Raw genomic sequence first — 19,121 nt, 5'->3', positions numbered from 1 at the left:
TCTTTTTTGAGTCAGCTTTGATGAGTTGAAAAAGCCCCCGCTTAGCGGGGGCTTTTTTATTGGGTTGACACCTATATGGGGCGTCTATAGAATTGCGCCTCCTTTTAACGGGCGTATTGCGCTCGGTGGGAATAGCAGCCGGAGTCTGAAATCCAATGCAAAATCAGCAAATCCGTATCAGGTTGAAGGCTTTTGACCATCGCCTGATCGACCAATCCACCCAGGAAATCGTGGAAACCGCGAAACGTACTGGTGCTCAAGTGCGTGGTCCAATTCCACTGCCTACCCGTAAAGAGCGGTTCACCGTTCTGGTCTCCCCGCACGTCAACAAAGACGCGCGTGACCAGTACGAGATCCGTACTCATAAGCGCGTTCTGGACATCGTCCAGCCAACGGATAAAACCGTTGATGCTCTTATGAAGCTTGATCTTGCGGCCGGTGTGGAAGTGCAGATCAGCCTCGGCTAAGACTCGGTCTTAGTCGTGTAACGCTCTGAAATGGGCGGCCATAGCGGGTGAAAGCCCCGTACACTCATGAGGTTTACAACATGACTATTGGTGTAGTCGGTCGTAAATGCGGTATGACCCGTATTTTCACCGAAGAAGGTGTCTCCATTCCGGTCACGGTCATTGAGATCGAGCCGAATCGCGTCACCCAGTTCAAAACTGAAGAGACCGATGGCTATCGTGCAGTGCAAGTCACTGTCGGCGAGCGTCGTGCTTCGCGTGTAACAGCTGCTCAGGCTGGCCACTTCGCTAAGGCGAACGTTGCCGCTGGTCGTACCGTAATGGAATTCCGTCTTGAAGAAGGCGAGTACCAGGCCGGCGATCTGATCAACGCTGAAATCTTCGCTGCTGGTCAACTGGTTGATGTAACCGGTCAGTCCAAGGGTAAAGGCTTCCAGGGTACGATCAAGCGTTGGAACTTCCGCGGGCAAGATAACACCCACGGTAACTCCGTATCCCACCGCGTTCCAGGCTCTATCGGCCAGTGCCAGACTCCTGGTCGTGTATTCAAGGGCAAAAAAATGTCCGGTCATATGGGCGCTGAGCGCGTGACCGTGCAGTCCCTCGAAGTAGTGCGCGTGGACGCTGAACGCAATCTGTTGTTGGTCAAGGGCGCTGTTCCTGGCGCTACTGGCGGCAACTTGGTTGTACGTCCAGCAGCCAAGGCTCGCGGTTAAGGGGAAGCTGACATGCAATTAAATGTAAATGACGCTCAAGCGATCGAAGTTTCCGAACTGACATTTGGCGGCGAATTCAACGAGACGCTGGTTCACCAAGCAGTCGTGGCCTACATGGCCGGCGGCCGTCAAGGTAGCAAGCAGCAAAAGACCCGTTCCGACGTTTCTGGTGGCGGTAAGCGCCCATGGCGTCAGAAAGGTACTGGCCGTGCTCGTGCCGGTACTATCCGTAGCCCAATCTGGCGTGGCGGCGGTACCACTTTCGCAGCTCGTCCTCAGGATCACTCCCAGAAGCTGAACAAGAAGATGTACCGCGCAGCAATGCGTTCCATCCTTGCTGAGCTGGTGCGTACTGATCGTCTGGTCGTGGTTCAGGACTTCGCTGTTGAAGCACCGAAAACCAAAGATCTGCTGAATAAGCTGAACGGCATGGGCCTGACTGACGTCCTGATCGTGTCTGACGCTGTTGATCAGAACCTGTACCTGGCTGCTCGTAACCTGCCACACGTTGATGTTCGTGACGTGCAAGGTTCCGATCCGGTCAGTCTGATCGCATACGACAAGGTGTTGATCACCGTGTCGGCCGTGAAGAAATTCGAGGAGCTGCTGGGATGAACCAGGAACGCGTATTTAAAGTTCTGCTTGGCCCGCACGTTTCCGAGAAGGCTACGGTTCTGGCAGACAAGAAAGGCCAGTTCGTTTTCAAGGTTGCGACCGACGCAACCAAGCTGGAAATCAAGAAGGCCGTCGAAAGCCTGTTCAGCGTGAAAGTAGAGCGCGTGACTACCCTGAATGTTCTGGGTAAAAGCAAGCGCACTGCTCGCGGTCTGGGCAAGCGTAATGACTGGAAGAAGGCAGTTATCTCCCTTCAGCCAGGCCAAGATCTCGATTTCAGCAGCAGTGCTGAGTAAGGAAGGGGTGCATCATGGCAATCGTTAAATGCAAACCGACTTCCCCTGGCCGCCGTTTTGTGGTCAAGGTGGTCAACCAGGAGCTGCATAAAGGCGCTCCTCACGCACCGCTGCTCGAGAAAAAATCGAAGTCTGGTGGTCGTAACAACAATGGCCGTATTACCACTCGTCACATCGGTGGTGGTCATAAGCAGCATTATCGTCTGGTCGACTTCCGTCGCAACGACAAGGATGGCATCGCTGCCACCGTCGAGCGTATCGAATACGATCCAAACCGTACTGCTCACATCGCTCTGCTGCTGTACGCAGATGGCGAGCGTCGCTACATCATCGCCCCTAAAGGCGTGAGCGCTGGCGACCAGCTGATCGCAGGTGCCCTGGCACCGATCAAGCCGGGCAACGCTCTGCAACTGCGTAACATTCCAGTTGGTAGCACCGTACACGGCATCGAATTGAAGCCAGGTAAAGGCGCGCAAATCGCTCGTTCCGCTGGTGCTTCGGCTCAGCTGATCGCTCGTGAAGGTGTCTACGTGACCCTGCGTCTGCGTTCTGGTGAGATGCGTAAAGTACTGGCTGAATGCCGTGCGACCCTGGGCGAAGTCTCGAACTCCGAGCACAGCCTGCGTTCGTTGGGTAAAGCTGGTGCCAAGCGCTGGCGTGGCGTTCGCCCAACCGTTCGTGGTGTTGCCATGAACCCGGTTGACCACCCACATGGTGGTGGTGAAGGTCGTACCTCTGGTGGTCGTCATCCGGTATCGCCATGGGGCTTCCCGACTAAGGGCGCGAAGACTCGTGGTAATAAGCGTACCGACAAAATGATCGTCCGTCGTCGCAAGTAAATAGAGGGATACGACAGTGCCACGTTCTCTGAAAAAAGGTCCTTTTATTGATCTTCACCTACTGAAGAAGATCGAAGTGGCGGCGGAAAAGAACGATCGCAAACCAGTTAAGACCTGGTCGCGTCGTTCGATGATCCTGCCACAAATGGTCGGTCTGACCATCGCAGTACACAACGGTCGTCAACACGTCCCAGTTCTCGTGAACGAAGACATGGTCGGCCACAAACTGGGCGAGTTTGCCGGTACCCGCACATACCGTGGGCACGTGGCTGACAAGAAAGCCAAGCGTTAAGGGGTTAGGAAATGGAAGTAGCCGCTAAGTTGTCGGGCGCTCGAATCTCCGCCCAGAAAGCCCGCTTGGTCGCCGACCAGATCCGCGGGAAGAAGGTGGGCGAAGCGCTCAACCTGTTGGCTTTCAGCAGTAAGAAAGCCGCCGAGATCATGAAGAAAGTGCTGGAGTCGGCCGTAGCCAACGCCGAGCATAACGAAGGCGCAGACGTTGATGACCTGAAGGTCAGCACCGTTTTCGTCAACGAAGGGCGTTCGCTGAAGCGCATCATGCCACGTGCCAAAGGCCGTGCTGATCGCATCGTCAAGCGGTCTTGCCATATCACTGTCAAGGTTGCTGACAAGTAACGGAGTCGAAGAGATGGGTCAGAAAGTACATCCCATTGGCATTCGCCTGGGAATCGTCAAGGAGCACACCTCCGTCTGGTACGCAGACGGTCGGACTTATGCGGACTACTTGTTCGCTGATCTGAAGGTGCGTGAGTATCTCCAAGACAAACTAAAAAGCGCGTCCGTAAGCCGTATCGATATCCATCGTCCGGCGCAGACTGCACGTATCACCATCCACACTGCTCGTCCAGGTATCGTTATCGGGAAGAAAGGTGAAGATGTTGAGAAACTGCGTCAGGACCTGACCAAGCAAATGGGTGTGCCTGTGCACATCAATATCGAAGAGATCCGCAAGCCGGAGCTCGACGGTATGTTGGTTGCGCAGAGCGTAGCTCAGCAGCTGGAGCGTCGCGTAATGTTCCGTCGCGCTATGAAGCGCGCTGTACAGAACGCAATGCGCATTGGTGCCAAAGGCATCAAAATCCAAGTGAGCGGTCGTCTCGGCGGTGCTGAAATCGCACGTACTGAATGGTATCGCGAAGGTCGTGTGCCACTGCACACCCTGCGTGCCGACATCGACTATGCCAACTACGAAGCTCACACCACTTATGGTGTGATCGGTGTAAAGGTTTGGATCTTCAAAGGCGAAGTAATTGGTGGTCGCCAAGAAGAGCTGAAGCCACAAGCACCAGCGCCTCGTAAAAAAGCTGCTAAGTAAGGGGTACGCCAAATGTTGCAACCAAAGCGTACGAAGTTCCGCAAGCAGATGACCGGTCACAACCGTGGCCTGGCATTGCGCGGTAGCAAAGTCAGCTTCGGCGAGTTCGCGCTGAAGTCTGTTGCTCGTGGTCGTCTCACCGCTCGTCAGATCGAGTCAGCGCGTCGTGCTCTGACCCGTCACGTAAAACGTGGCGGCAAGATCTGGATCCGTGTATTCCCGGACAAGCCTGTCACCAAGAAGCCACTCGAAGTTCGGATGGGTAAAGGTAAGGGTAACGTGGAGTACTGGGTTGCCCAGATTCAGCCAGGCAAAGTCCTGTATGAAATCGAGGGTGTTTCTGAAGAGCTGGCGCGTGAGGCTTTCGCCCTGGCTGCTGCAAAGCTGCCGCTCGCCACCTCCTTTGTTAAACGGACGGTGATGTGATGAAAGCGAATGAACTTCGTGAAAAATCAGCACAGCAGCTGAACGAGCAACTGCTCGGCCTGCTGCGCGACCAGTTCAATCTGCGTATGCAGAAAGCAACTGGCCAGTTGGGGCAGTCTCATCTGCTCTCGCAAGTTAAGCGTGACATCGCTCGCGTGAAAACTGTGCTCAACCAGCAGGCAGGTAAGTAATCATGGCTGAAGCCGAAAAAACTGTCCGTACGCTGACTGGCCGTGTTGTCAGCGACAAGATGGACAAAACCATCACCGTTCTGATCGAGCGTCGCGTTAAGCACCCGATCTACGGTAAATACGTTAAGCGTTCGACTAAGCTGCACGCGCACGACGAAACCAATCAGTGCCACATCGGCGACAAAGTCACTATTCGTGAAACTCGTCCTTTGGCCAAGACCAAGTCTTGGGCGCTGGTTGATGTTCTCGAACGCGCTGTGGAAGTCTAAGGACTAGGGGTCGGAGAAATTATATGATTCAGACTCAATCCATGCTCGATGTGGCCGATAACAGCGGCGCTCGCCGCGTTATGTGCATCAAGGTGCTGGGTGGCTCCCATCGTCGTTACGCTGGTATTGGTGACATCATCAAAGTTACCGTCAAGGAAGCAATTCCTCGCGGTAAGGTGAAAAAAGGCCAAGTGATGACTGCTGTTGTAGTCCGCACTCGTCACGGTGTTCGCCGTGCAGATGGCTCCATTATCCGCTTTGATGGCAACGCTGCTGTTCTTCTGAACAACAAGCAAGAGCCGATCGGCACCCGTATCTTTGGGCCAGTGACCCGTGAACTTCGTACTGAGAAGTTCATGAAGATCGTCTCGCTCGCCCCAGAAGTGCTGTAAGGAGATCCGACATGCAAAAGATTCGTCGTGACGACGAGATCATCGTGATCGCCGGCAAAGACAAAGGTAAGCGCGGTAAGGTGCTGAAGGTTCTTGCTGACAACCGTCTGGTTGTTGGTGGTCTGAACCTGGTCAAGCGTCATACCAAGCCTAACCCGATGTCGGGCGTACAGGGCGGTATCGTCGAGAAAGAAGCGCCACTGCACGCTTCCAACGTCGCCATTTTCAACGGCGAAACCAACAAGGCTGACCGCGTTGGTTTCAAAGTAGAAGACGGTAAGAAAATTCGTGTCTTCAAGTCGACCCAAAAAGCGGTTGATGCTTGAACACTGCTAGGTAGAAGACCATGGCACGACTAAAAGAGATTTACCGGAAGGAAATCGCACCGAAACTTAAGGAAGAACTTAAGCTTTCGAACGTGATGGAAGTTCCGCGCGTTACCAAAATCACCCTGAACATGGGTCTGGGCGAAGCGATCGGCGACAAAAAAGTCATCGAGCACGCTGTTGCCGACCTGGAAAAGATCACCGGTCAGAAAGTCGTTGTGACTTACGCTCGGAAATCCATCGCTGGCTTTAAAGTCCGTGAAGGTTGGCCGATCGGCGTCAAAGTGACCCTGCGCCGTGAGCGTATGTACGAGTTCCTGGATCGTCTGCTGTCGATCTCCCTGCCTCGGGTTCGCGACTTCCGCGGCCTGAATGCCAAGTCCTTCGATGGTCGTGGTAACTACAGCATGGGCGTTAAAGAGCAGATCATTTTCCCGGAAATCGATTACGACAAGATCGATGCTCTCCGCGGTCTGGACATTACCCTGACCACCACTGCTCGGACGGATGACGAAGGTCGCGCACTGCTGCGCGCTTTCAAATTCCCGTTCCGCAACTGATTGGAGTAGGAAAATGGCCAAGAAGAGCATGAAAAACCGTGAGCTGAAGCGTCAGCTCACCGTTGCCAAGTACGCCACCAAGCGTGCAGCGCTGAAAGCTATCATCGTTGATCTGAACGCAAGTCCAGAAGCGCGTTGGGAAGCTACCGTAGCACTGCAGAAGCAGCCACGTGACGCAAGCGCTTCGCGCATGCGTAACCGCTGCCGCCTGACTGGTCGTCCGCACGGCGTGTACCGCAAGTTCGGCCTCGGCCGTAACATGCTGCGTCAAGCTGCAATGCGTGGTGACGTTCCAGGTCTGGTTAAAGCCAGCTGGTAAGCACTGTCAAAGTCTCGGTGTCCGGGGTCGCAAGATCCTGACCACCGGTGACCTTGAACTTGAATCAAGCCCCTTTTGGGGCTTGATTCATTTGTGGGGTGTGTCTAGAATACCCGGCTCGCCTGAGCCCGTGCTTTTATTGCGCGGATGTACTCGGCGACACGTAGTAGCCGAAAGGCTAATTTTTTGTGTATTAGGAGCGTCTAGCCCATGAGTATGCAGGACCCGTTAGCGGACATGCTAACTCGTATCCGTAATGCCCAGATGGCTGAAAAGTCCGTCGTAAGCATGCCATCTTCTACTTTGAAGGTAGCTGTTGCCAAAGTCCTGAAGGACGAAGGTTACATTGCGGGTTATCAGATCAGCAGCGAAATCAAGCCACTGCTGTCCATCGAGCTGAAGTACTTCGAAGGCCGTCCGGTCATCGAGGAAGTGAAGCGCGTTAGCCGTCCAGGCCTGCGTCAGTACAAGTCCGTCGATGATCTGCCAAAAGTTCGTGGCGGTCTCGGTGTGTCTATCGTCTCCACCAACAAAGGTGTGATGACGGATCGTGCTGCGCGCGCTGCCGGTGTCGGCGGCGAAGTTCTTTGCACTGTGTTCTAAGGGGGGATAAGCATGTCACGCGTCGCTAAGAACCCCGTTAAGCTGCCAGCCGGTGTCGAAGTCAAATTCGCAGGCCAACAGCTTTCGGTGAAGGGTGCCAAGGGCACTCTGCAACTGAACATCCATTCGTCCGTTGAGATCGTTGAAGAAGCTGGTGAGCTGCGTTTCGCTGCTCGCAATGGCGATCAACAGACTCGCGCAATGGCTGGTACCACTCGTGCGTTGGTAAACAACATGGTCCAAGGCGTAAGCCAAGGCTTCGAGCGCAAGCTCCAGCTGGTCGGTGTTGGTTACAAAGCGCAAGCAAAAGGCACAGTGCTGAACCTGGCTCTTGGCTTCTCGCACCCAGTGGATTATGAACTGCCGGAAGGCATCACCGCTGAGACTCCTAGCCAGACCGATATCCTGATCAAGGGCATCGACAAGCAGCTGGTAGGTCAAGTGGCCGCCGAGATCCGCGACTTCCGTCCACCAGAGCCGTACAAAGGCAAAGGTGTGCGCTACGCGGACGAAGTCGTCCGTCGTAAAGAAGCCAAGAAGAAGTAGGGCATAGCAAATGACCGACAAAAAAGTTACTCGACTGCGTCGCGCTCGCAAAGCACGCCTGAAAATGCACGAACTCGAAGTCGTGCGTCTCTGCGTGTTCCGCTCGTCGCAGCACATCTACGCCCAGGTCATTTCGGCCGACGGCAACAAAGTCCTGGCAAGTGCCTCGACTTTGGATAAAGAACTGCGTGATGGCGCCACTGGCAACATCGACGCGGCCACTAAGGTTGGCCAGCTGGTCGCTACGCGTGCAAAAGCCGCTGGCGTCTCGCAGGTGGCTTTCGACCGCTCTGGCTTCAAGTACCACGGTCGCGTCAAGGCGCTGGCTGATGCTGCTCGTGAAGCTGGGCTGGAGTTCTAAGTTATGTCAAATAACGACCAAAAGCGCGACGAAGGCTACATCGAGAAGCTGGTTCAAGTTAACCGCGTAGCCAAAACCGTTAAAGGCGGCCGTATCTTCACTTTCACCGCGTTGACCGTGGTAGGTGATGGTAAGGGCCGTGTTGGCTTCGGCCGTGGCAAGTCGCGTGAAGTGCCTGCTGCGATCCAGAAGGCAATGGAAGCTGCTCGCCGCAACATGATCCAGGTTGATCTGAACGGCACCACTCTGCAGTACGCAATGAAGTCTGCCCATGGCGCTTCGAAGGTGTACATGCAGCCTGCTTCTGAAGGTACCGGTATCATCGCTGGCGGCGCTATGCGTGCTGTCCTCGAAGTTGCTGGCGTTCAGAACGTTCTGGCCAAGTGCTACGGCTCGACTAACCCGGTAAACGTGGTTCACGCCACTTTCAAGGGTTTGAAAGCAATGCAGTCTCCTGAATCCATTGCCGCCAAGCGCGGCAAAAGCGTCAAGGAGATCTTCTGATCATGGCTACCGTAAAAGTTACGCTGATCAAAAGCATGACCGGCCGCATCCCTAACCACAAATTGTGCGTTAAGGGTCTGGGTCTGCGTCGCATCGGTCACACTGTAGAAGTCCTGGATACTCCCGAGAATCGCGGGATGATCAACAAGGCTTACTACATGCTGCGTGTCGAGGGTTAATCGATGAAACTCAATGATCTGAGTCCAGCGCCGGGTTCCCGTCGCGAAAAGCATCGTCCGGGCCGTGGTATCGGTAGTGGTTTGGGCAAGACCGGTGGCCGTGGCCACAAAGGTCAGACCTCCCGCTCCGGTGGCACCATTGCTCCAGGCTTTGAAGGCGGTCAACAGCCGCTGCATCGTCGCCTGCCGAAGTTCGGTTTCGTTTCCCTGAAGGCCATGGATCGCGCAGAAGTGCGTCTGTCCGAGCTGGCTAAAGTGGATGGCGACATCGTCACCGTGCAGTCCCTGAAGGATGCCAACGTGATCAACCAGAACGTACAGCGTGTGAAAATCATGCTGTCGGGCGAAGTTGCTCGTGCTGTCACCATCGGAAAGGGAATCGGCGCCACCAAAGGTGCGCGTGCGGCTATCGAAGCAGCTGGCGGCAAGTTCGAGGAATAAATGGCTAAGCAAGGTGCTCTCTCTGCGCTCGGCAAAGGCGGTATGTCTGAACTCTGGGCTCGTCTGCGTTTTCTGTTCCTGGCGATTATCGTCTACCGAATAGGCGCACACATCCCGGTTCCAGGTATCAACCCGGACCGACTCGCGGACCTGTTTCGACAGAATGAGGGGACCATTCTTAGCTTGTTCAACATGTTTTCCGGCGGCGCGCTGGAACGGATGAGCATCTTTGCACTGGGGATCATGCCGTACATTTCGGCATCGATCATCATGCAACTGATGACCGCCGTCAGCCCGCAGCTGGAGCAGTTGAAGAAGGAAGGTGAAGCTGGCCGTCGCAAGATCAGCCAGTACACCCGCTACGGCACTGTCGTCCTCGCTCTCGTTCAGGCCATTGGCATGTCCATTGGCCTGGCGGGGCAGGGCGTATCGTTCACTGCTGACTTCAGCTTCCATTTCGTCGCGGTAACCACGTTTGTGGCGGGTGCGATGTTTATGATGTGGCTGGGTGAGCAGATCACTGAGCGTGGTGTTGGCAACGGTATCTCGATGTTGATCTTCGCAGGTATCGTCGCCGGTCTTCCGAGAGCGATCGGGCAGTCTTTCGAGTCTGCGCGTCAGGGTGATATCAACATTTTCGCCCTGGTTGCCATCGGTTTGCTGGCAGTAGCGATTATCGGTTTCGTGGTGTTCATTGAGCGTGGTCAGCGTCGTATTGCTGTTCACTACGCCAAGCGTCAGCAGGGCCGCAAGGTGTTTGCTGCGCAGACCAGCCACTTGCCGTTGAAGGTGAACATGGCCGGCGTAATTCCGGCTATTTTCGCGAGCAGCATCCTGCTGTTCCCGGCTTCGTTGGGTGCCTGGTTCGGCCAGTCTGAAGGTATGGGCTGGTTGCAGGACATCTCGCAGTCGATCGCTCCTGGTCAGCCGTTGAATATTCTGCTGTTTAGTGCAGGGATTATTTTCTTCTGCTTCTTCTATACGGCGTTGATGTTCAATCCGAAAGACGTAGCGGAAAACCTGAAGAAGTCCGGTGCCTTTATTCCGGGCATCCGTCCAGGTGAGCAGTCTGCGCGCTACATTGATGGCGTTCTGACTCGCTTGACCATGTTCGGTGCTCTTTACATGACGGCCGTCTGTCTGTTGCCCCAGTTTCTGGTGGTTGCGGCAAACGTACCGTTCTACCTTGGCGGGACCTCGTTGCTGATCGTGGTCGTGGTTGTGATGGACTTCATGTCCCAAGTACAATCGCACCTCGTTTCGCACCAGTACGAATCCCTGATGAAGAAAGCCAACCTGAAGGGCTACGGCAGCGGCATGTTGCGCTGAGTAGCGTCCATAAGGTTCGAGGAGTTGGTGATGAAAGTTCGTGCATCGGTGAAAAAGCTGTGCCGTAACTGCAAGATTATTCGCCGCGAAGGTGTTGTTCGGGTAATTTGCAGCGCGGAACCGCGTCACAAACAGCGCCAAGGCTGAGTGTGATTGTGCTTTAAGCCCGGCAGCTAGTGCGCTGCCGGGTTGATTATTTGTTATTACAGCGATATTATCTCGCGCCCTATTTCTTGGCTTCCGGGGCGTAGGTAGCTGTCAATTGGAGTCCCACTGAATGGCCCGTATTGCAGGCGTTAACATTCCAGATAACAAGCATACTGTTATCTCGCTGACCTACATCTATGGTGTTGGTCGCACTACTGCACAGAAAATTTGTGCAGTGACTGGGGTCAACCCAGCGGCAAAGATCAAAGATCTGAGCGACGAGCAGATTGAACAGCTGCGTGGCGAAGTGGCGAAGTTCACCACTGAAGGTGACCTGCGTCGCGAAATCAACATGAAAATCAAGCGCTTGATGGACCTCGGTTGCTATCGCGGTCTGCGTCATCGTCGTGGTCTGCCAGTACGCGGTCAGCGTACCAAGACCAACGCGCGTACCCGTAAAGGTCCGCGTAAGCCGATCCGCAAGTAATCGCCCCAGCGAATCGACAGGAATTTAATCATGGCAAAACCTGCTGCTCGTCCTCGTAAAAAAGTTAAAAAGACAGTGGTTGATGGCATCGCCCACATCCATGCTTCTTTTAACAACACCATCGTGACCATTACCGACCGTCAAGGTAACGCTCTTTCCTGGGCTACCTCCGGTGGTTCGGGTTTCCGCGGTTCCCGCAAGTCCACCCCGTTCGCTGCTCAAGTAGCTGCTGAGCGTGCTGGTCAAGCTGCGCTGGAATACGGCCTGAAAAACCTCGACGTCAATGTCAAAGGTCCAGGTCCAGGTCGTGAATCCGCAGTCCGCGCTTTGAACGGCTGTGGCTACAAGATCGCCAGCATCACCGACGTGACGCCAATCCCGCACAACGGGTGCCGTCCGCCGAAGAAGCGCCGCGTGTAATCCAGGAGATTGTAAAGAATGGCTCGTTACATTGGTCCAAAATGCAAACTCGCTCGTCGCGAAGGCACCGATCTCTTTCTGAAGAGCGGCGTGCGCGCGATCGAATCGAAGTGCAACATTGAAGCAGCACCTGGTATCCACGGCCAACGCCGCGGTCGCCAGTCCGATTACGGCACCCAACTGCGTGAAAAGCAGAAGGTCCGTCGTATCTACGGCGTTCTCGAGCGTCAATTCAGCGGCTACTACAAAGAAGCTGCTGGCAAGAAAGGTGCAACCGGCGAAAACCTGTTGCAACTGCTCGAATGCCGTCTGGACAACGTTGTATACCGTATGGGTTTCGGTTCTACTCGTGCCGAATCCCGTCAGCTGGTATCGCACAAGTCGATCAGCGTTAACGGTCAGACCGTAAACGTTCCGTCCTACCAGGTTCGTGCTGGTGACGTGGTTGCTGTTCGCGAGAAAGCAAAGAACCAACTTCGCATTGTCCAAGCTCTCGATCTGTGTGCCCAACGTGGCCGCGTAGAATGGGTAGAAGTAGACACTGAGAAGAAGTCGGGCGTTTTCAAGAACGTTCCTGCTCGCAGTGATCTGTCCGCCGACATCAACGAAAGCCTGATTGTCGAGCTCTACTCCAAGTAAGGGCTAGAAAATAGGTGCATCCATGCAGATTTCGGTAAATGAGTTCCTGACACCCCGCCATATTGATGTGCAGGTTGTCAGTCCAACCCGCGCCAAGATCACACTCGAGCCTCTCGAGCGTGGTTTCGGCCACACCCTGGGCAACGCGCTGCGCCGCATCCTGTTGTCCTCAATGCCCGGCTGTGCAGTAGTCGAGGCCGAGATTGACGGTGTGCTCCATGAGTACAGCGCCATCGAAGGCGTACAGGAAGACGTAATTGAAATCCTGTTGAACCTTAAAGGTCTGGCTATCAAGCTGCACGGTCGTGACGAAGTTACGCTGACCTTGTCGAAGAAGGGTTCGGGGGTGGTTACCGCTGCCGATATTCAGCTGGATCATGATGTCGAGATCGTTAACCCCGATCACGTAATCGCTAACCTGGCGTCTAACGGCGCCCTGAACATGAAGCTCACCGTAGCTCGTGGTCGTGGTTATGAACCGGCAGACTCGCGTCAGAGCGATGAAGACGAAAGCCGCAGCATCGGTCGCTTGCAGCTTGACTCTTCGTTCAGCCCGGTTCGCCGTATCGCATACGTGGTGGAAAACGCCCGTGTCGAACAGCGTACCAACCTGGACAAGCTGGTTATTGATCTGGAAACCAACGGTACCCTGGATCCTGAAGAGGCTATTCGCCGCGCTGCAACCATCCTGCAACAGCAGTTGGCTGCGTTCGTCGACCTCAAAGGTGACAGTGAGCCAGTGGTTGTCGAGCAGGAAGACGAGATCGATCCGATCCTGCTTCGCCCGGTTGACGATCTGGAACTGACTGTACGTTCGGCTAACTGCCTTAAGGCGGAAAACATCTACTACATCGGCGACCTGATTCAGCGTACCGAAGTAGAGCTGTTGAAGACTCCGAACCTTGGCAAGAAATCCTTGACTGAAATCAAGGACGTTCTGGCCTCCCGCGGTCTGTCCCTCGGCATGCGCCTCGACAACTGGCCGCCTGCAAGTCTTAAGAAGGACGACAAGGCGACTGCCTGATCGTCGTAATCACCGAACGTTGTGTTTGGTAAGGAATGAACCATGCGTCATCGTAAAAGTGGTCGTCACCTGAGCCGCACCAGCTCGCACCGCAAGGCCATGTTCCAAAACATGGCGGTGTCGCTGTTCGAGCACGAGCTGATCAAAACTACACTGCCGAAAGCCAAAGAACTGCGCCGCGTTGCTGAGCCGCTGATCACTTTGGCCAAGACAGATAGCCTGGCTAACCGCCGTCTGGCTTTCGACCGTACTCGCTCGAAAGCTATCGTTGGTAAGCTCTTCAACGACCTGGGCAAGCGTTACGCTACCCGTGAGGGTGGCTACCTGCGCATCCTCAAGTGCGGTTTCCGCGCTGGCGACAACGCGCCTATGGCGTACGTCGAGTTGGTTGATCGTGCTACTGCCGGCGAAGCTGTAAGCGCCGAGTAAGACGACAGTCTGTAACGAAGAACCGGGCCTAGTGCCCGGTTTTTTGTGGGCGTAAGAAAAGTCTATTCGTACAAGCTTCCACGGGAGAGGGGCGGCACTATGGGTGTTGGAGGTATTGGTAGTTATTTTCTATGGATGTCCGCAATTTAATGAATTTGTAGACGTCATGATTGTTGATCAATACTCCTTTCCAGCCGATTAGCCGGCAGTTTGAAGACCGACCTAGGAAGATTGAGCATGAGCCAGACCAAAACGCTTACGACCGCCAGCGGCGCTCCTGTCGCCGATAACCAGAATTCTCGCTCCGCCGGCCCGCGTGGCCCGTTGCTGCTCGATGATTTCCACCTGATCGAGAAGCTTGCTCACTTCAATCGCGAGAACATCCCCGAGCGTCGCGTGCACGCCAAGGGTTCGGGCGCCTATGGCACATTCACCGTCACCCGGGACATCACTCAATACACCAGCGCCAAGCTGTTCGAGTCTGTTGGCAAACAAACCCCAACCTTCCTGCGGTTTTCCACCGTGGGTGGTGAGCGTGGTTCGGCCGACACCGAACGCGATCCACGTGGTTTTGCCCTGAAGTTCTACACCGAGGAAGGAAACTGGGACATCGTTGGCAACAACACGCCGGTGTTCTTCATTCGCGATCCGTTGAAATTCCCGGATTTCATCCACACTCAGAAACGTCTGCCGCAAAGCAACCTGAAAAGCGCCCAGATGATGTGGGATTTCTGGTCGCACTCGCCTGAGGCGCTGCACCAGATCACTATTCTGTTCTCTGATCGTGGCATTCCTGACGGCTACCGTCACATGCACGGCTTCGGCAGCCATACCTATAGCCTGCTCAGTGCGCAGGGTGAGCGTCACTGGGTGAAGTGGCACTACAAAACCAAGCAAGGGATCAAGAACCTTGCGCCGGCCGAAGCCGCACGCCTGGCGGGTACCGATCCGGACTACGCCCAGCGTGACCTGTTCAATGCGATCGAGCGCGGTGAGTTCCCGAAATGGAGCGTCTGCATCCAGATCATGACCGAGGCTCAGGCCGCGGCCCATTACGAGAATCCGTTCGATGTGACCAAGACCTGGTCGCAGAAAGAGTTTCCGTTGATCGAAGTGGGTGAACTCGAACTCAACCGTAATCCGCTGAACTACTTTGCCGAAGTCGAGCAGGCGGCGTTCGGGCCGAGCAACATGGTACCGGGTGTTGGTCTCTCGCCCGACCGCATGCTGCAAGGCCGTGTATTCGCCTACGCTGATGCGCACCGCTACCGTGTTGGCACCAACCACCAGCAATTGCCGGTGAATGCCCCGCGCAGCCCGGTTAACAGCTACCAGCGCGACGGCGCCATGGCATTCGGCAGCAATGGTGGCGCAGCACCGAACTACGAGCCCAATAGCTTCGTGGAAGCGCCGAAGCAGGCTCCACGTTATGCGGAACCGGCATTGGCCCTCAGTGGTGCAGCGGATCGTTACGATCATCGTGAAGACACCGACTACTACAGCCACGCCGGTGCGCTGTTCCGCTTGATGAGCGATGAGCAGAAAGCCCTGCTGATCAGCAACATCGCCGGTGCGATGGGCGGTGTATCGGCGGATGTCGTTGACCGTCAACTGCAGCATTTCTTCAAGGCGGACGTCGCTTATGGGGAAGGTATCGCAAAGGCATTGGGCGTACAGCTTAACTAAGTCTAAACGAGAAGCAGAACCGCCCTCATTAGGGCGGTTTTTGCGTTATTTAGCCTGGTTTTCTCGGATTTTCTTCGCTTTTATTGCGATGTCCCCGTGACCTTGCAGTCAGCTTGGTTCAAACTAGAGCCTTTCAAAGCTTGTGGAGATGTAGGGCGATGCAAGGTCACCCAGACGTAATCGATTACCTCAACACGCTGCTGACAGGCGAACTGGCAGCCCGTGATCAATATTTCATCCACTCGCGGATGTACGAGGATTGGGGTTTTACCGAGCTCTACGAACGTATCAACCATGAGATGGAAGAAGAGACGCAGCACGCCGATGCGCTAATGCGCCGGATCCTGATGCTTGAAGGCACACCGCGCATGCGTCCGGATGACCTGGACATCGGCGCCACCGTGCCTGACATGCTCGCCGCCGACCTGCGCCTGGAATACAAAGTCCGCGCTGCGCTGTGCAAAGGCATTGAACTCTGCGAGCAGCACAACGACTACGTGACTCGCGAGATCCTGCGCATTCAGCTCAACGATACCGAAGAAGACCATACCTACTGGCTGGAGAAGCAGTTGGGCTTGATCAAGTTGATCGGGTTGGAGAACTACCTGCAGTCGCAGTTCTGACGCTCCCACAGAAAAACAAAAAGCCCCTGTCATTGATGAGATGACAGGGGCTTTTTCGTGTTCGGGGAGGAATCAGTCCCGATCACGCTCCAGCAACGGCTTGAGGTAGTAGCCGGTGTATGACTGCTTCATCTCGGCCACTTGCTCCGGTGTGCCTACCGCGATGATCTGACCGCCCTTGGAGCCGCCTTCCGGCCCCAGGTCCACCAGCCAGTCAGCGGTCTTGATCACATCCAGGTTGTGTTCGATCACCACCACGGTGTTGCCGTGGTCGCGCAGGCGATGCAGCACGTCGAGCAATTGCTGGATATCGGCGAAGTGCAGGCCAGTGGTCGGCTCGTCGAGGATGTACAGGGTCTTGCCGGTGTCGCGCTTGGACAGTTCACGGGACAACTTGACCCGCTGGGCCTCGCCGCCGGATAAGGTCGTTGCCGACTGCCCCAGCTTGATGTACGACAGGCCGACATCCATCAGCGTCTGGAGCTTGCGCGCCAGTGCCGGCACCGCGTCGAAGAACACCCGGGCTTCCTCGATGGTCATCTCGAGGGTTTCGTGGATGTTCTTGCCCTTGTACTTGATCTCCAGGGTTTCGCGGTTGTAGCGCTTGCTCTTGCACACGTCGCACGGCACGTAGATGTCCGGCAGGAAGTGCATCTCCACCTTGATCAGGCCATCGCCCTGGCAGGCTTCGCAGCGCCCGCCCTTGACGTTGAACGAGAAGCGACCAGGGCCGTAGCCCCGGGAGCGCGATTCCGGCACGCCGGCGAACAGTTCGCGGATCGGTGTGAACAGCCCGGTGTAGGTCGCCGGGTTGGAGCGCGGTGTACGACCGATCGGGCTCTGGTCGATATCGACGACCTTATCCAGGTGCTCCAGGCCCTTGATGCTGTCGTGGGCGGCAGCTTCCAGGGTGGTGGCGCCGTTGAGGGCCGTGGCGCTGAGGGGGAACAGGGTGTTGTTGATCAGCGTCGATTTGCCGGAGCCGGACACGCCGGTGACGCAGGTCAGCAGGCCAATCGGGATTTCCAGGTCAACGTTGCGCAAGTTGTTGCCACGGGCGCCCTTGAGGGTCAGCGACAGCTTCTTGTTGCGCGGTGTGCGCTTGGCCGGCACCTTGATCTTCACCCGGCCCGACAGGTATTTACCGGTCAGGGAATCGGGATGCGCCATGACCTCGGCAGCAGTGCCCTGGGCAACGATATGCCCGCCATGCACCCCTGCGCCCGGGCCGATGTCCACCACGTAATCGGCCAGGCGAATGGCGTCTTCATCGTGCTCGACCACGATCACAGTATTGCCGATGTCCCGCAGGTGCTTCAGGGTGCCGAGCAGTCGATCATTGTCCCGCTGGTGCAGGCCAATCGACGGCTCGTCGAGGATGTACATCACCCCGACCAGGCCAGCACCGATCTGGCTGGCCAGGCGGATACGCTGGGCTTCACCGCCGGACAAGGTGTCTGCGCTGCGATCGAGGGTCAGGTAATCCAGGCCGACGTTTACCAGGAACTGCAGGCGCTCGCGGATTTCCTTGAGGATCTTGTCGGCGATTTCTCCACGACGACCAGTGAGTTTCAAGCCGCCGAAGTAATCGGTGGCATCGCCGATCGGCAGGTTGGTCACCGCCGGCAAGGTCTTTTCGCCAACCCACACATGCCGCGCTTCGCGACGCAAGCGGGTGCCACGGCAATCGGGGCAGGGCTGGGTGCTGAGGAACTTGGCCAGCTCTTCGCGCACGCTCGCCGACTCGGTCTCGCGGTAGCGCCGCTCCAGGTTCGGCACGATGCCTTCGAACGGGTGGGAGCGTTTGACGATATCGCCGCGGTCGTTCAGGTATTTGAAGTCGACATTCTGCGAGCCGCTGCCATGCAGGATGAATTTCTGCTGGTCGGCGGGCAGTTCGTTGAACGGCTCGTCCAGGCTGAACTTGTAGTGGGCCGCCAGCGACCCAAGCATCTGGAAGTAATAGACGTTGCGCCTGTCCCAGCCGCGGATCGCGCCTTCGGCCAAGGTCAGTTCGCCGTTGACCAGGCGTTTGGTGTCGAAGAACTGCTTGACCCCCAGGCCATCGCAGGTCGGGCAGGCGCCGGCTGGGTTGTTGAAGGAAAACAGCTTGGGTTCCAGTTCGCTGATGGCATGACCGCAGATCGGGCAGGCGAAGCGCGCGGAGAAGATGATCTCTTCGCCGGGTTCGTCGTCCATCGGCGCCACCAGGGCGATGCCATCGGCCAGCTTCAGCGCCGTCTCGAAGGATTCGGCCAGGCGCTGTTGCAGGTCGGCGCGAACCTTGAAGCGGTCGACCACCACGTCGATCGAATGCTTCTTCTGTTTATCCAGCTTCGGCAGTTCGTCCAGCTCGCACAGCTTGCCGTTGACCCGGGCCCGCACGAAGCCCTGGGCGCGCAGTTCCTCGAAGACCATCAGGTGCTCGCCCTTGCGCTCGCGAATCACCGGCGCCAGCAGCATCAGCTTGCTGCCTTCCGGTTGCGCCAGCACCAGGTCGACCATCTGGCTGACGGTCTGGGCTTCCAGGGGAATGTCGTGGTCGGGGCAGCGGGGGATGCCCACTCGCGCATACAGCAGGCGCAGGTAGTCGTAGATCTCGGTGATGGTGCCGACTGTCGACCGTGGGTTATGGGAGGTCGACTTCTGTTCGATGGAGATCGCCGGCGACAAGCCTTCGATGGTGTCGACGTCGGGTTTTTCCATCATCGACAGGAACTGCCGGGCATAGGCCGACAGCGATTCGACATAGCGTCGCTGGCCTTCGGCGTACAGGGTGTCGAAGGCCAGGGATGATTTGCCGGATCCGGACAGGCCGGTGATGACGATCAGTTTGTCCCGTGGCAGGGTCAGGTCGATGTTCTTCAGGTTGTGGGTACGGGCCCCACGAATCAGGATCTTGTCCAAAGTGGCCTCGCTCGGCGGGCGTCGAAAACGTAGGAGTATACGGG

At 56.2% G+C, this 19,121-nt stretch carries 31 protein-coding genes; 30 read left to right on the top strand and 1 reads right to left on the bottom strand.

Annotation, left to right across the window (positions count from 1 at the left end):
• Positions 1-155: 155 nt before the first annotated feature.
• The 30 genes from rpsJ to bfr all read left to right on the top strand — a co-directional run bounded on the left by rpsJ (position 156) and on the right by bfr (position 16,170).
• Positions 156-467: a 30S ribosomal protein S10 gene (gene rpsJ, locus EPZ47_RS26785; RefSeq protein WP_003186070.1), complete on the top strand. Its 312-nt coding sequence runs from the start codon at positions 156-158 to the stop codon at positions 465-467.
• Positions 468-547: 80 nt separating this feature from the next.
• Positions 548-1,183, top strand: coding sequence for a 50S ribosomal protein L3 (gene rplC / locus EPZ47_RS26780; RefSeq protein ID WP_003186059.1), 636 nt, complete (start codon positions 548-550; stop codon positions 1,181-1,183).
• Positions 1,184-1,195: 12 nt separating this feature from the next.
• Complete coding sequence (gene rplD, locus EPZ47_RS26775; protein WP_003186057.1) at positions 1,196-1,798, top strand: 50S ribosomal protein L4; 603 nt, start codon at positions 1,196-1,198, stop codon at positions 1,796-1,798.
• Positions 1,795-2,094 (top strand): 50S ribosomal protein L23, encoded by a 300-nt coding sequence (gene rplW / locus EPZ47_RS26770; protein WP_002555488.1) that lies wholly within the window; start codon positions 1,795-1,797, stop codon positions 2,092-2,094. Before rplD ends, rplW begins: the two co-directional genes overlap by 4 nt.
• A 14-nt stretch (positions 2,095-2,108) precedes the next feature.
• Positions 2,109-2,933 (top strand): 50S ribosomal protein L2, encoded by an 825-nt coding sequence (rplB, locus tag EPZ47_RS26765; protein ID WP_003186055.1) that lies wholly within the window; start codon positions 2,109-2,111, stop codon positions 2,931-2,933.
• A gap of 16 nt (positions 2,934-2,949) precedes the next feature.
• The gene (rpsS, locus tag EPZ47_RS26760) at positions 2,950-3,225 is read left to right on the top strand and encodes a 30S ribosomal protein S19 (RefSeq protein ID WP_002555486.1); all 276 of its coding nucleotides are present in this window, start codon (positions 2,950-2,952) and stop codon (positions 3,223-3,225) included.
• Between the two features lie 11 nt (positions 3,226-3,236).
• Positions 3,237-3,569 (top strand): 50S ribosomal protein L22, encoded by a 333-nt coding sequence (gene rplV, locus EPZ47_RS26755; RefSeq protein ID WP_003103908.1) that lies wholly within the window; start codon positions 3,237-3,239, stop codon positions 3,567-3,569.
• A 13-nt stretch (positions 3,570-3,582) separates the two neighbouring features.
• Positions 3,583-4,269 (top strand): 30S ribosomal protein S3, encoded by a 687-nt coding sequence (gene rpsC / locus EPZ47_RS26750; RefSeq protein ID WP_003176422.1) that lies wholly within the window; start codon positions 3,583-3,585, stop codon positions 4,267-4,269.
• A gap of 12 nt (positions 4,270-4,281) precedes the next feature.
• Positions 4,282-4,695, top strand: a complete 414-nt coding sequence (gene rplP / locus EPZ47_RS26745) for a 50S ribosomal protein L16 (RefSeq protein ID WP_003186052.1) — start codon at positions 4,282-4,284, stop codon at positions 4,693-4,695.
• Positions 4,695-4,886: a 50S ribosomal protein L29 gene (gene rpmC / locus EPZ47_RS26740; protein ID WP_002555481.1), complete on the top strand. Its 192-nt coding sequence runs from the start codon at positions 4,695-4,697 to the stop codon at positions 4,884-4,886. The genes rplP and rpmC overlap by 1 nt, the downstream gene beginning before the upstream one ends.
• 2 nt (positions 4,887-4,888) lie before the next feature.
• On the top strand, positions 4,889-5,155 hold the full coding sequence (rpsQ, locus tag EPZ47_RS26735; RefSeq protein WP_003176419.1) for a 30S ribosomal protein S17: 267 nt from the start codon (positions 4,889-4,891) through the stop codon (positions 5,153-5,155).
• Between the two features lie 23 nt (positions 5,156-5,178).
• Positions 5,179-5,547, top strand: coding sequence for a 50S ribosomal protein L14 (rplN, locus tag EPZ47_RS26730; RefSeq protein WP_002555479.1), 369 nt, complete (start codon positions 5,179-5,181; stop codon positions 5,545-5,547).
• An 11-nt stretch (positions 5,548-5,558) separates the two neighbouring features.
• Positions 5,559-5,873 (top strand): 50S ribosomal protein L24, encoded by a 315-nt coding sequence (gene rplX / locus EPZ47_RS26725; protein WP_003186046.1) that lies wholly within the window; start codon positions 5,559-5,561, stop codon positions 5,871-5,873.
• Positions 5,874-5,893: 20 nt separating this feature from the next.
• The gene (gene rplE, locus EPZ47_RS26720) at positions 5,894-6,433 is read left to right on the top strand and encodes a 50S ribosomal protein L5 (RefSeq protein ID WP_003186044.1); all 540 of its coding nucleotides are present in this window, start codon (positions 5,894-5,896) and stop codon (positions 6,431-6,433) included.
• 13 nt (positions 6,434-6,446) lie between these two features.
• Positions 6,447-6,752 (top strand): 30S ribosomal protein S14, encoded by a 306-nt coding sequence (gene rpsN, locus EPZ47_RS26715; protein ID WP_003186042.1) that lies wholly within the window; start codon positions 6,447-6,449, stop codon positions 6,750-6,752.
• Between the two features lie 210 nt (positions 6,753-6,962).
• Positions 6,963-7,355, top strand: a complete 393-nt coding sequence (gene rpsH / locus EPZ47_RS26710; protein WP_003186040.1) for a 30S ribosomal protein S8 — start codon at positions 6,963-6,965, stop codon at positions 7,353-7,355.
• Between the two features lie 12 nt (positions 7,356-7,367).
• Positions 7,368-7,901, top strand: a complete 534-nt coding sequence (rplF, locus tag EPZ47_RS26705) for a 50S ribosomal protein L6 (protein ID WP_003186039.1) — start codon at positions 7,368-7,370, stop codon at positions 7,899-7,901.
• Positions 7,902-7,911: 10 nt separating this feature from the next.
• Positions 7,912-8,262: a 50S ribosomal protein L18 gene (gene rplR, locus EPZ47_RS26700; RefSeq protein ID WP_003186037.1), complete on the top strand. Its 351-nt coding sequence runs from the start codon at positions 7,912-7,914 to the stop codon at positions 8,260-8,262.
• Positions 8,263-8,265: 3 nt separating this feature from the next.
• Complete coding sequence (rpsE, locus tag EPZ47_RS26695) at positions 8,266-8,766, top strand: 30S ribosomal protein S5 (RefSeq protein ID WP_003186035.1); 501 nt, start codon at positions 8,266-8,268, stop codon at positions 8,764-8,766.
• Between the two features lie 2 nt (positions 8,767-8,768).
• Positions 8,769-8,945 (top strand): 50S ribosomal protein L30, encoded by a 177-nt coding sequence (rpmD, locus tag EPZ47_RS26690; RefSeq protein WP_003186033.1) that lies wholly within the window; start codon positions 8,769-8,771, stop codon positions 8,943-8,945.
• A gap of 3 nt (positions 8,946-8,948) precedes the next feature.
• Positions 8,949-9,386, top strand: a complete 438-nt coding sequence (rplO, locus tag EPZ47_RS26685) for a 50S ribosomal protein L15 (protein WP_003186032.1) — start codon at positions 8,949-8,951, stop codon at positions 9,384-9,386.
• A complete protein-coding gene (gene secY / locus EPZ47_RS26680) occupies positions 9,387-10,715 on the top strand; it encodes a preprotein translocase subunit SecY (RefSeq protein WP_015097035.1) in 1,329 nt (442 codons plus the stop codon).
• Between the two features lie 30 nt (positions 10,716-10,745).
• Positions 10,746-10,862: a 50S ribosomal protein L36 gene (gene rpmJ / locus EPZ47_RS26675; RefSeq protein WP_002555468.1), complete on the top strand. Its 117-nt coding sequence runs from the start codon at positions 10,746-10,748 to the stop codon at positions 10,860-10,862.
• A 130-nt stretch (positions 10,863-10,992) separates the two neighbouring features.
• A complete protein-coding gene (gene rpsM, locus EPZ47_RS26670) occupies positions 10,993-11,349 on the top strand; it encodes a 30S ribosomal protein S13 (RefSeq protein ID WP_003186020.1) in 357 nt (118 codons plus the stop codon).
• A 30-nt stretch (positions 11,350-11,379) separates the two neighbouring features.
• The gene (rpsK, locus tag EPZ47_RS26665; RefSeq protein ID WP_002555466.1) at positions 11,380-11,769 is read left to right on the top strand and encodes a 30S ribosomal protein S11; all 390 of its coding nucleotides are present in this window, start codon (positions 11,380-11,382) and stop codon (positions 11,767-11,769) included.
• An 18-nt stretch (positions 11,770-11,787) separates the two neighbouring features.
• Positions 11,788-12,408 (top strand): 30S ribosomal protein S4, encoded by a 621-nt coding sequence (rpsD, locus tag EPZ47_RS26660; RefSeq protein ID WP_003176404.1) that lies wholly within the window; start codon positions 11,788-11,790, stop codon positions 12,406-12,408.
• A gap of 22 nt (positions 12,409-12,430) precedes the next feature.
• Positions 12,431-13,432, top strand: a complete 1,002-nt coding sequence (locus EPZ47_RS26655; RefSeq protein WP_003186012.1) for a DNA-directed RNA polymerase subunit alpha — start codon at positions 12,431-12,433, stop codon at positions 13,430-13,432.
• Positions 13,433-13,474: 42 nt separating this feature from the next.
• On the top strand, positions 13,475-13,861 hold the full coding sequence (gene rplQ, locus EPZ47_RS26650) for a 50S ribosomal protein L17 (protein WP_003176402.1): 387 nt from the start codon (positions 13,475-13,477) through the stop codon (positions 13,859-13,861).
• 237 nt (positions 13,862-14,098) lie between these two features.
• Positions 14,099-15,547 carry a catalase gene (locus tag EPZ47_RS26645; RefSeq protein WP_135847429.1) on the top strand — a complete coding sequence of 483 codons (1,449 nt, stop codon included), beginning with the start codon at positions 14,099-14,101 and terminating at the stop codon, positions 15,545-15,547.
• 158 nt (positions 15,548-15,705) lie between these two features.
• Entirely contained in the window at positions 15,706-16,170 is a 465-nt protein-coding gene (gene bfr, locus EPZ47_RS26640) for a bacterioferritin (protein WP_135847428.1), read from the top strand.
• Between the two features lie 72 nt (positions 16,171-16,242).
• Here bfr and uvrA read toward each other — a convergent pair whose 3' ends face one another.
• Complete coding sequence (gene uvrA / locus EPZ47_RS26635; protein WP_135847427.1) at positions 16,243-19,077, bottom strand: excinuclease ABC subunit UvrA; 2,835 nt, start codon at positions 19,075-19,077, stop codon at positions 16,243-16,245.
• Positions 19,078-19,121: the final 44 nt, after the last annotated feature.

This window comes from Pseudomonas viciae (genome assembly GCF_004786035.1).
GTDB lineage: Bacteria > Pseudomonadota > Gammaproteobacteria > Pseudomonadales > Pseudomonadaceae > Aquipseudomonas > Aquipseudomonas viciae.
This window is presented reverse-complemented; position numbering and strand designations above follow the sequence as displayed.

Coding starts and splice junctions, on each gene's coding strand:
- rpsJ (WP_003186070.1), top strand. CDS start 156: ATGCAAAATCAGCAAATCCGTATCAGGTTGAAGGCTTTTGACCATCGC.
- rplC (WP_003186059.1), top strand. CDS start 548: ATGACTATTGGTGTAGTCGGTCGTAAATGCGGTATGACCCGTATTTTC.
- rplD (WP_003186057.1), top strand. CDS start 1,196: ATGCAATTAAATGTAAATGACGCTCAAGCGATCGAAGTTTCCGAACTG.
- rplW (WP_002555488.1), top strand. CDS start 1,795: ATGAACCAGGAACGCGTATTTAAAGTTCTGCTTGGCCCGCACGTTTCC.
- rplB (WP_003186055.1), top strand. CDS start 2,109: ATGGCAATCGTTAAATGCAAACCGACTTCCCCTGGCCGCCGTTTTGTG.
- rplV (WP_003103908.1), top strand. CDS start 3,237: ATGGAAGTAGCCGCTAAGTTGTCGGGCGCTCGAATCTCCGCCCAGAAA.
- rpsC (WP_003176422.1), top strand. CDS start 3,583: ATGGGTCAGAAAGTACATCCCATTGGCATTCGCCTGGGAATCGTCAAG.
- rplP (WP_003186052.1), top strand. CDS start 4,282: ATGTTGCAACCAAAGCGTACGAAGTTCCGCAAGCAGATGACCGGTCAC.
- rpmC (WP_002555481.1), top strand. CDS start 4,695: ATGAAAGCGAATGAACTTCGTGAAAAATCAGCACAGCAGCTGAACGAG.
- rpsQ (WP_003176419.1), top strand. CDS start 4,889: ATGGCTGAAGCCGAAAAAACTGTCCGTACGCTGACTGGCCGTGTTGTC.
- rplN (WP_002555479.1), top strand. CDS start 5,179: ATGATTCAGACTCAATCCATGCTCGATGTGGCCGATAACAGCGGCGCT.
- rplX (WP_003186046.1), top strand. CDS start 5,559: ATGCAAAAGATTCGTCGTGACGACGAGATCATCGTGATCGCCGGCAAA.
- rplE (WP_003186044.1), top strand. CDS start 5,894: ATGGCACGACTAAAAGAGATTTACCGGAAGGAAATCGCACCGAAACTT.
- rpsN (WP_003186042.1), top strand. CDS start 6,447: ATGGCCAAGAAGAGCATGAAAAACCGTGAGCTGAAGCGTCAGCTCACC.
- rpsH (WP_003186040.1), top strand. CDS start 6,963: ATGAGTATGCAGGACCCGTTAGCGGACATGCTAACTCGTATCCGTAAT.
- rplF (WP_003186039.1), top strand. CDS start 7,368: ATGTCACGCGTCGCTAAGAACCCCGTTAAGCTGCCAGCCGGTGTCGAA.
- rplR (WP_003186037.1), top strand. CDS start 7,912: ATGACCGACAAAAAAGTTACTCGACTGCGTCGCGCTCGCAAAGCACGC.
- rpsE (WP_003186035.1), top strand. CDS start 8,266: ATGTCAAATAACGACCAAAAGCGCGACGAAGGCTACATCGAGAAGCTG.
- rpmD (WP_003186033.1), top strand. CDS start 8,769: ATGGCTACCGTAAAAGTTACGCTGATCAAAAGCATGACCGGCCGCATC.
- rplO (WP_003186032.1), top strand. CDS start 8,949: ATGAAACTCAATGATCTGAGTCCAGCGCCGGGTTCCCGTCGCGAAAAG.
- secY (WP_015097035.1), top strand. CDS start 9,387: ATGGCTAAGCAAGGTGCTCTCTCTGCGCTCGGCAAAGGCGGTATGTCT.
- rpmJ (WP_002555468.1), top strand. CDS start 10,746: ATGAAAGTTCGTGCATCGGTGAAAAAGCTGTGCCGTAACTGCAAGATT.
- rpsM (WP_003186020.1), top strand. CDS start 10,993: ATGGCCCGTATTGCAGGCGTTAACATTCCAGATAACAAGCATACTGTT.
- rpsK (WP_002555466.1), top strand. CDS start 11,380: ATGGCAAAACCTGCTGCTCGTCCTCGTAAAAAAGTTAAAAAGACAGTG.
- rpsD (WP_003176404.1), top strand. CDS start 11,788: ATGGCTCGTTACATTGGTCCAAAATGCAAACTCGCTCGTCGCGAAGGC.
- EPZ47_RS26655 (WP_003186012.1), top strand. CDS start 12,431: ATGCAGATTTCGGTAAATGAGTTCCTGACACCCCGCCATATTGATGTG.
- rplQ (WP_003176402.1), top strand. CDS start 13,475: ATGCGTCATCGTAAAAGTGGTCGTCACCTGAGCCGCACCAGCTCGCAC.
- EPZ47_RS26645 (WP_135847429.1), top strand. CDS start 14,099: ATGAGCCAGACCAAAACGCTTACGACCGCCAGCGGCGCTCCTGTCGCC.
- bfr (WP_135847428.1), top strand. CDS start 15,706: ATGCAAGGTCACCCAGACGTAATCGATTACCTCAACACGCTGCTGACA.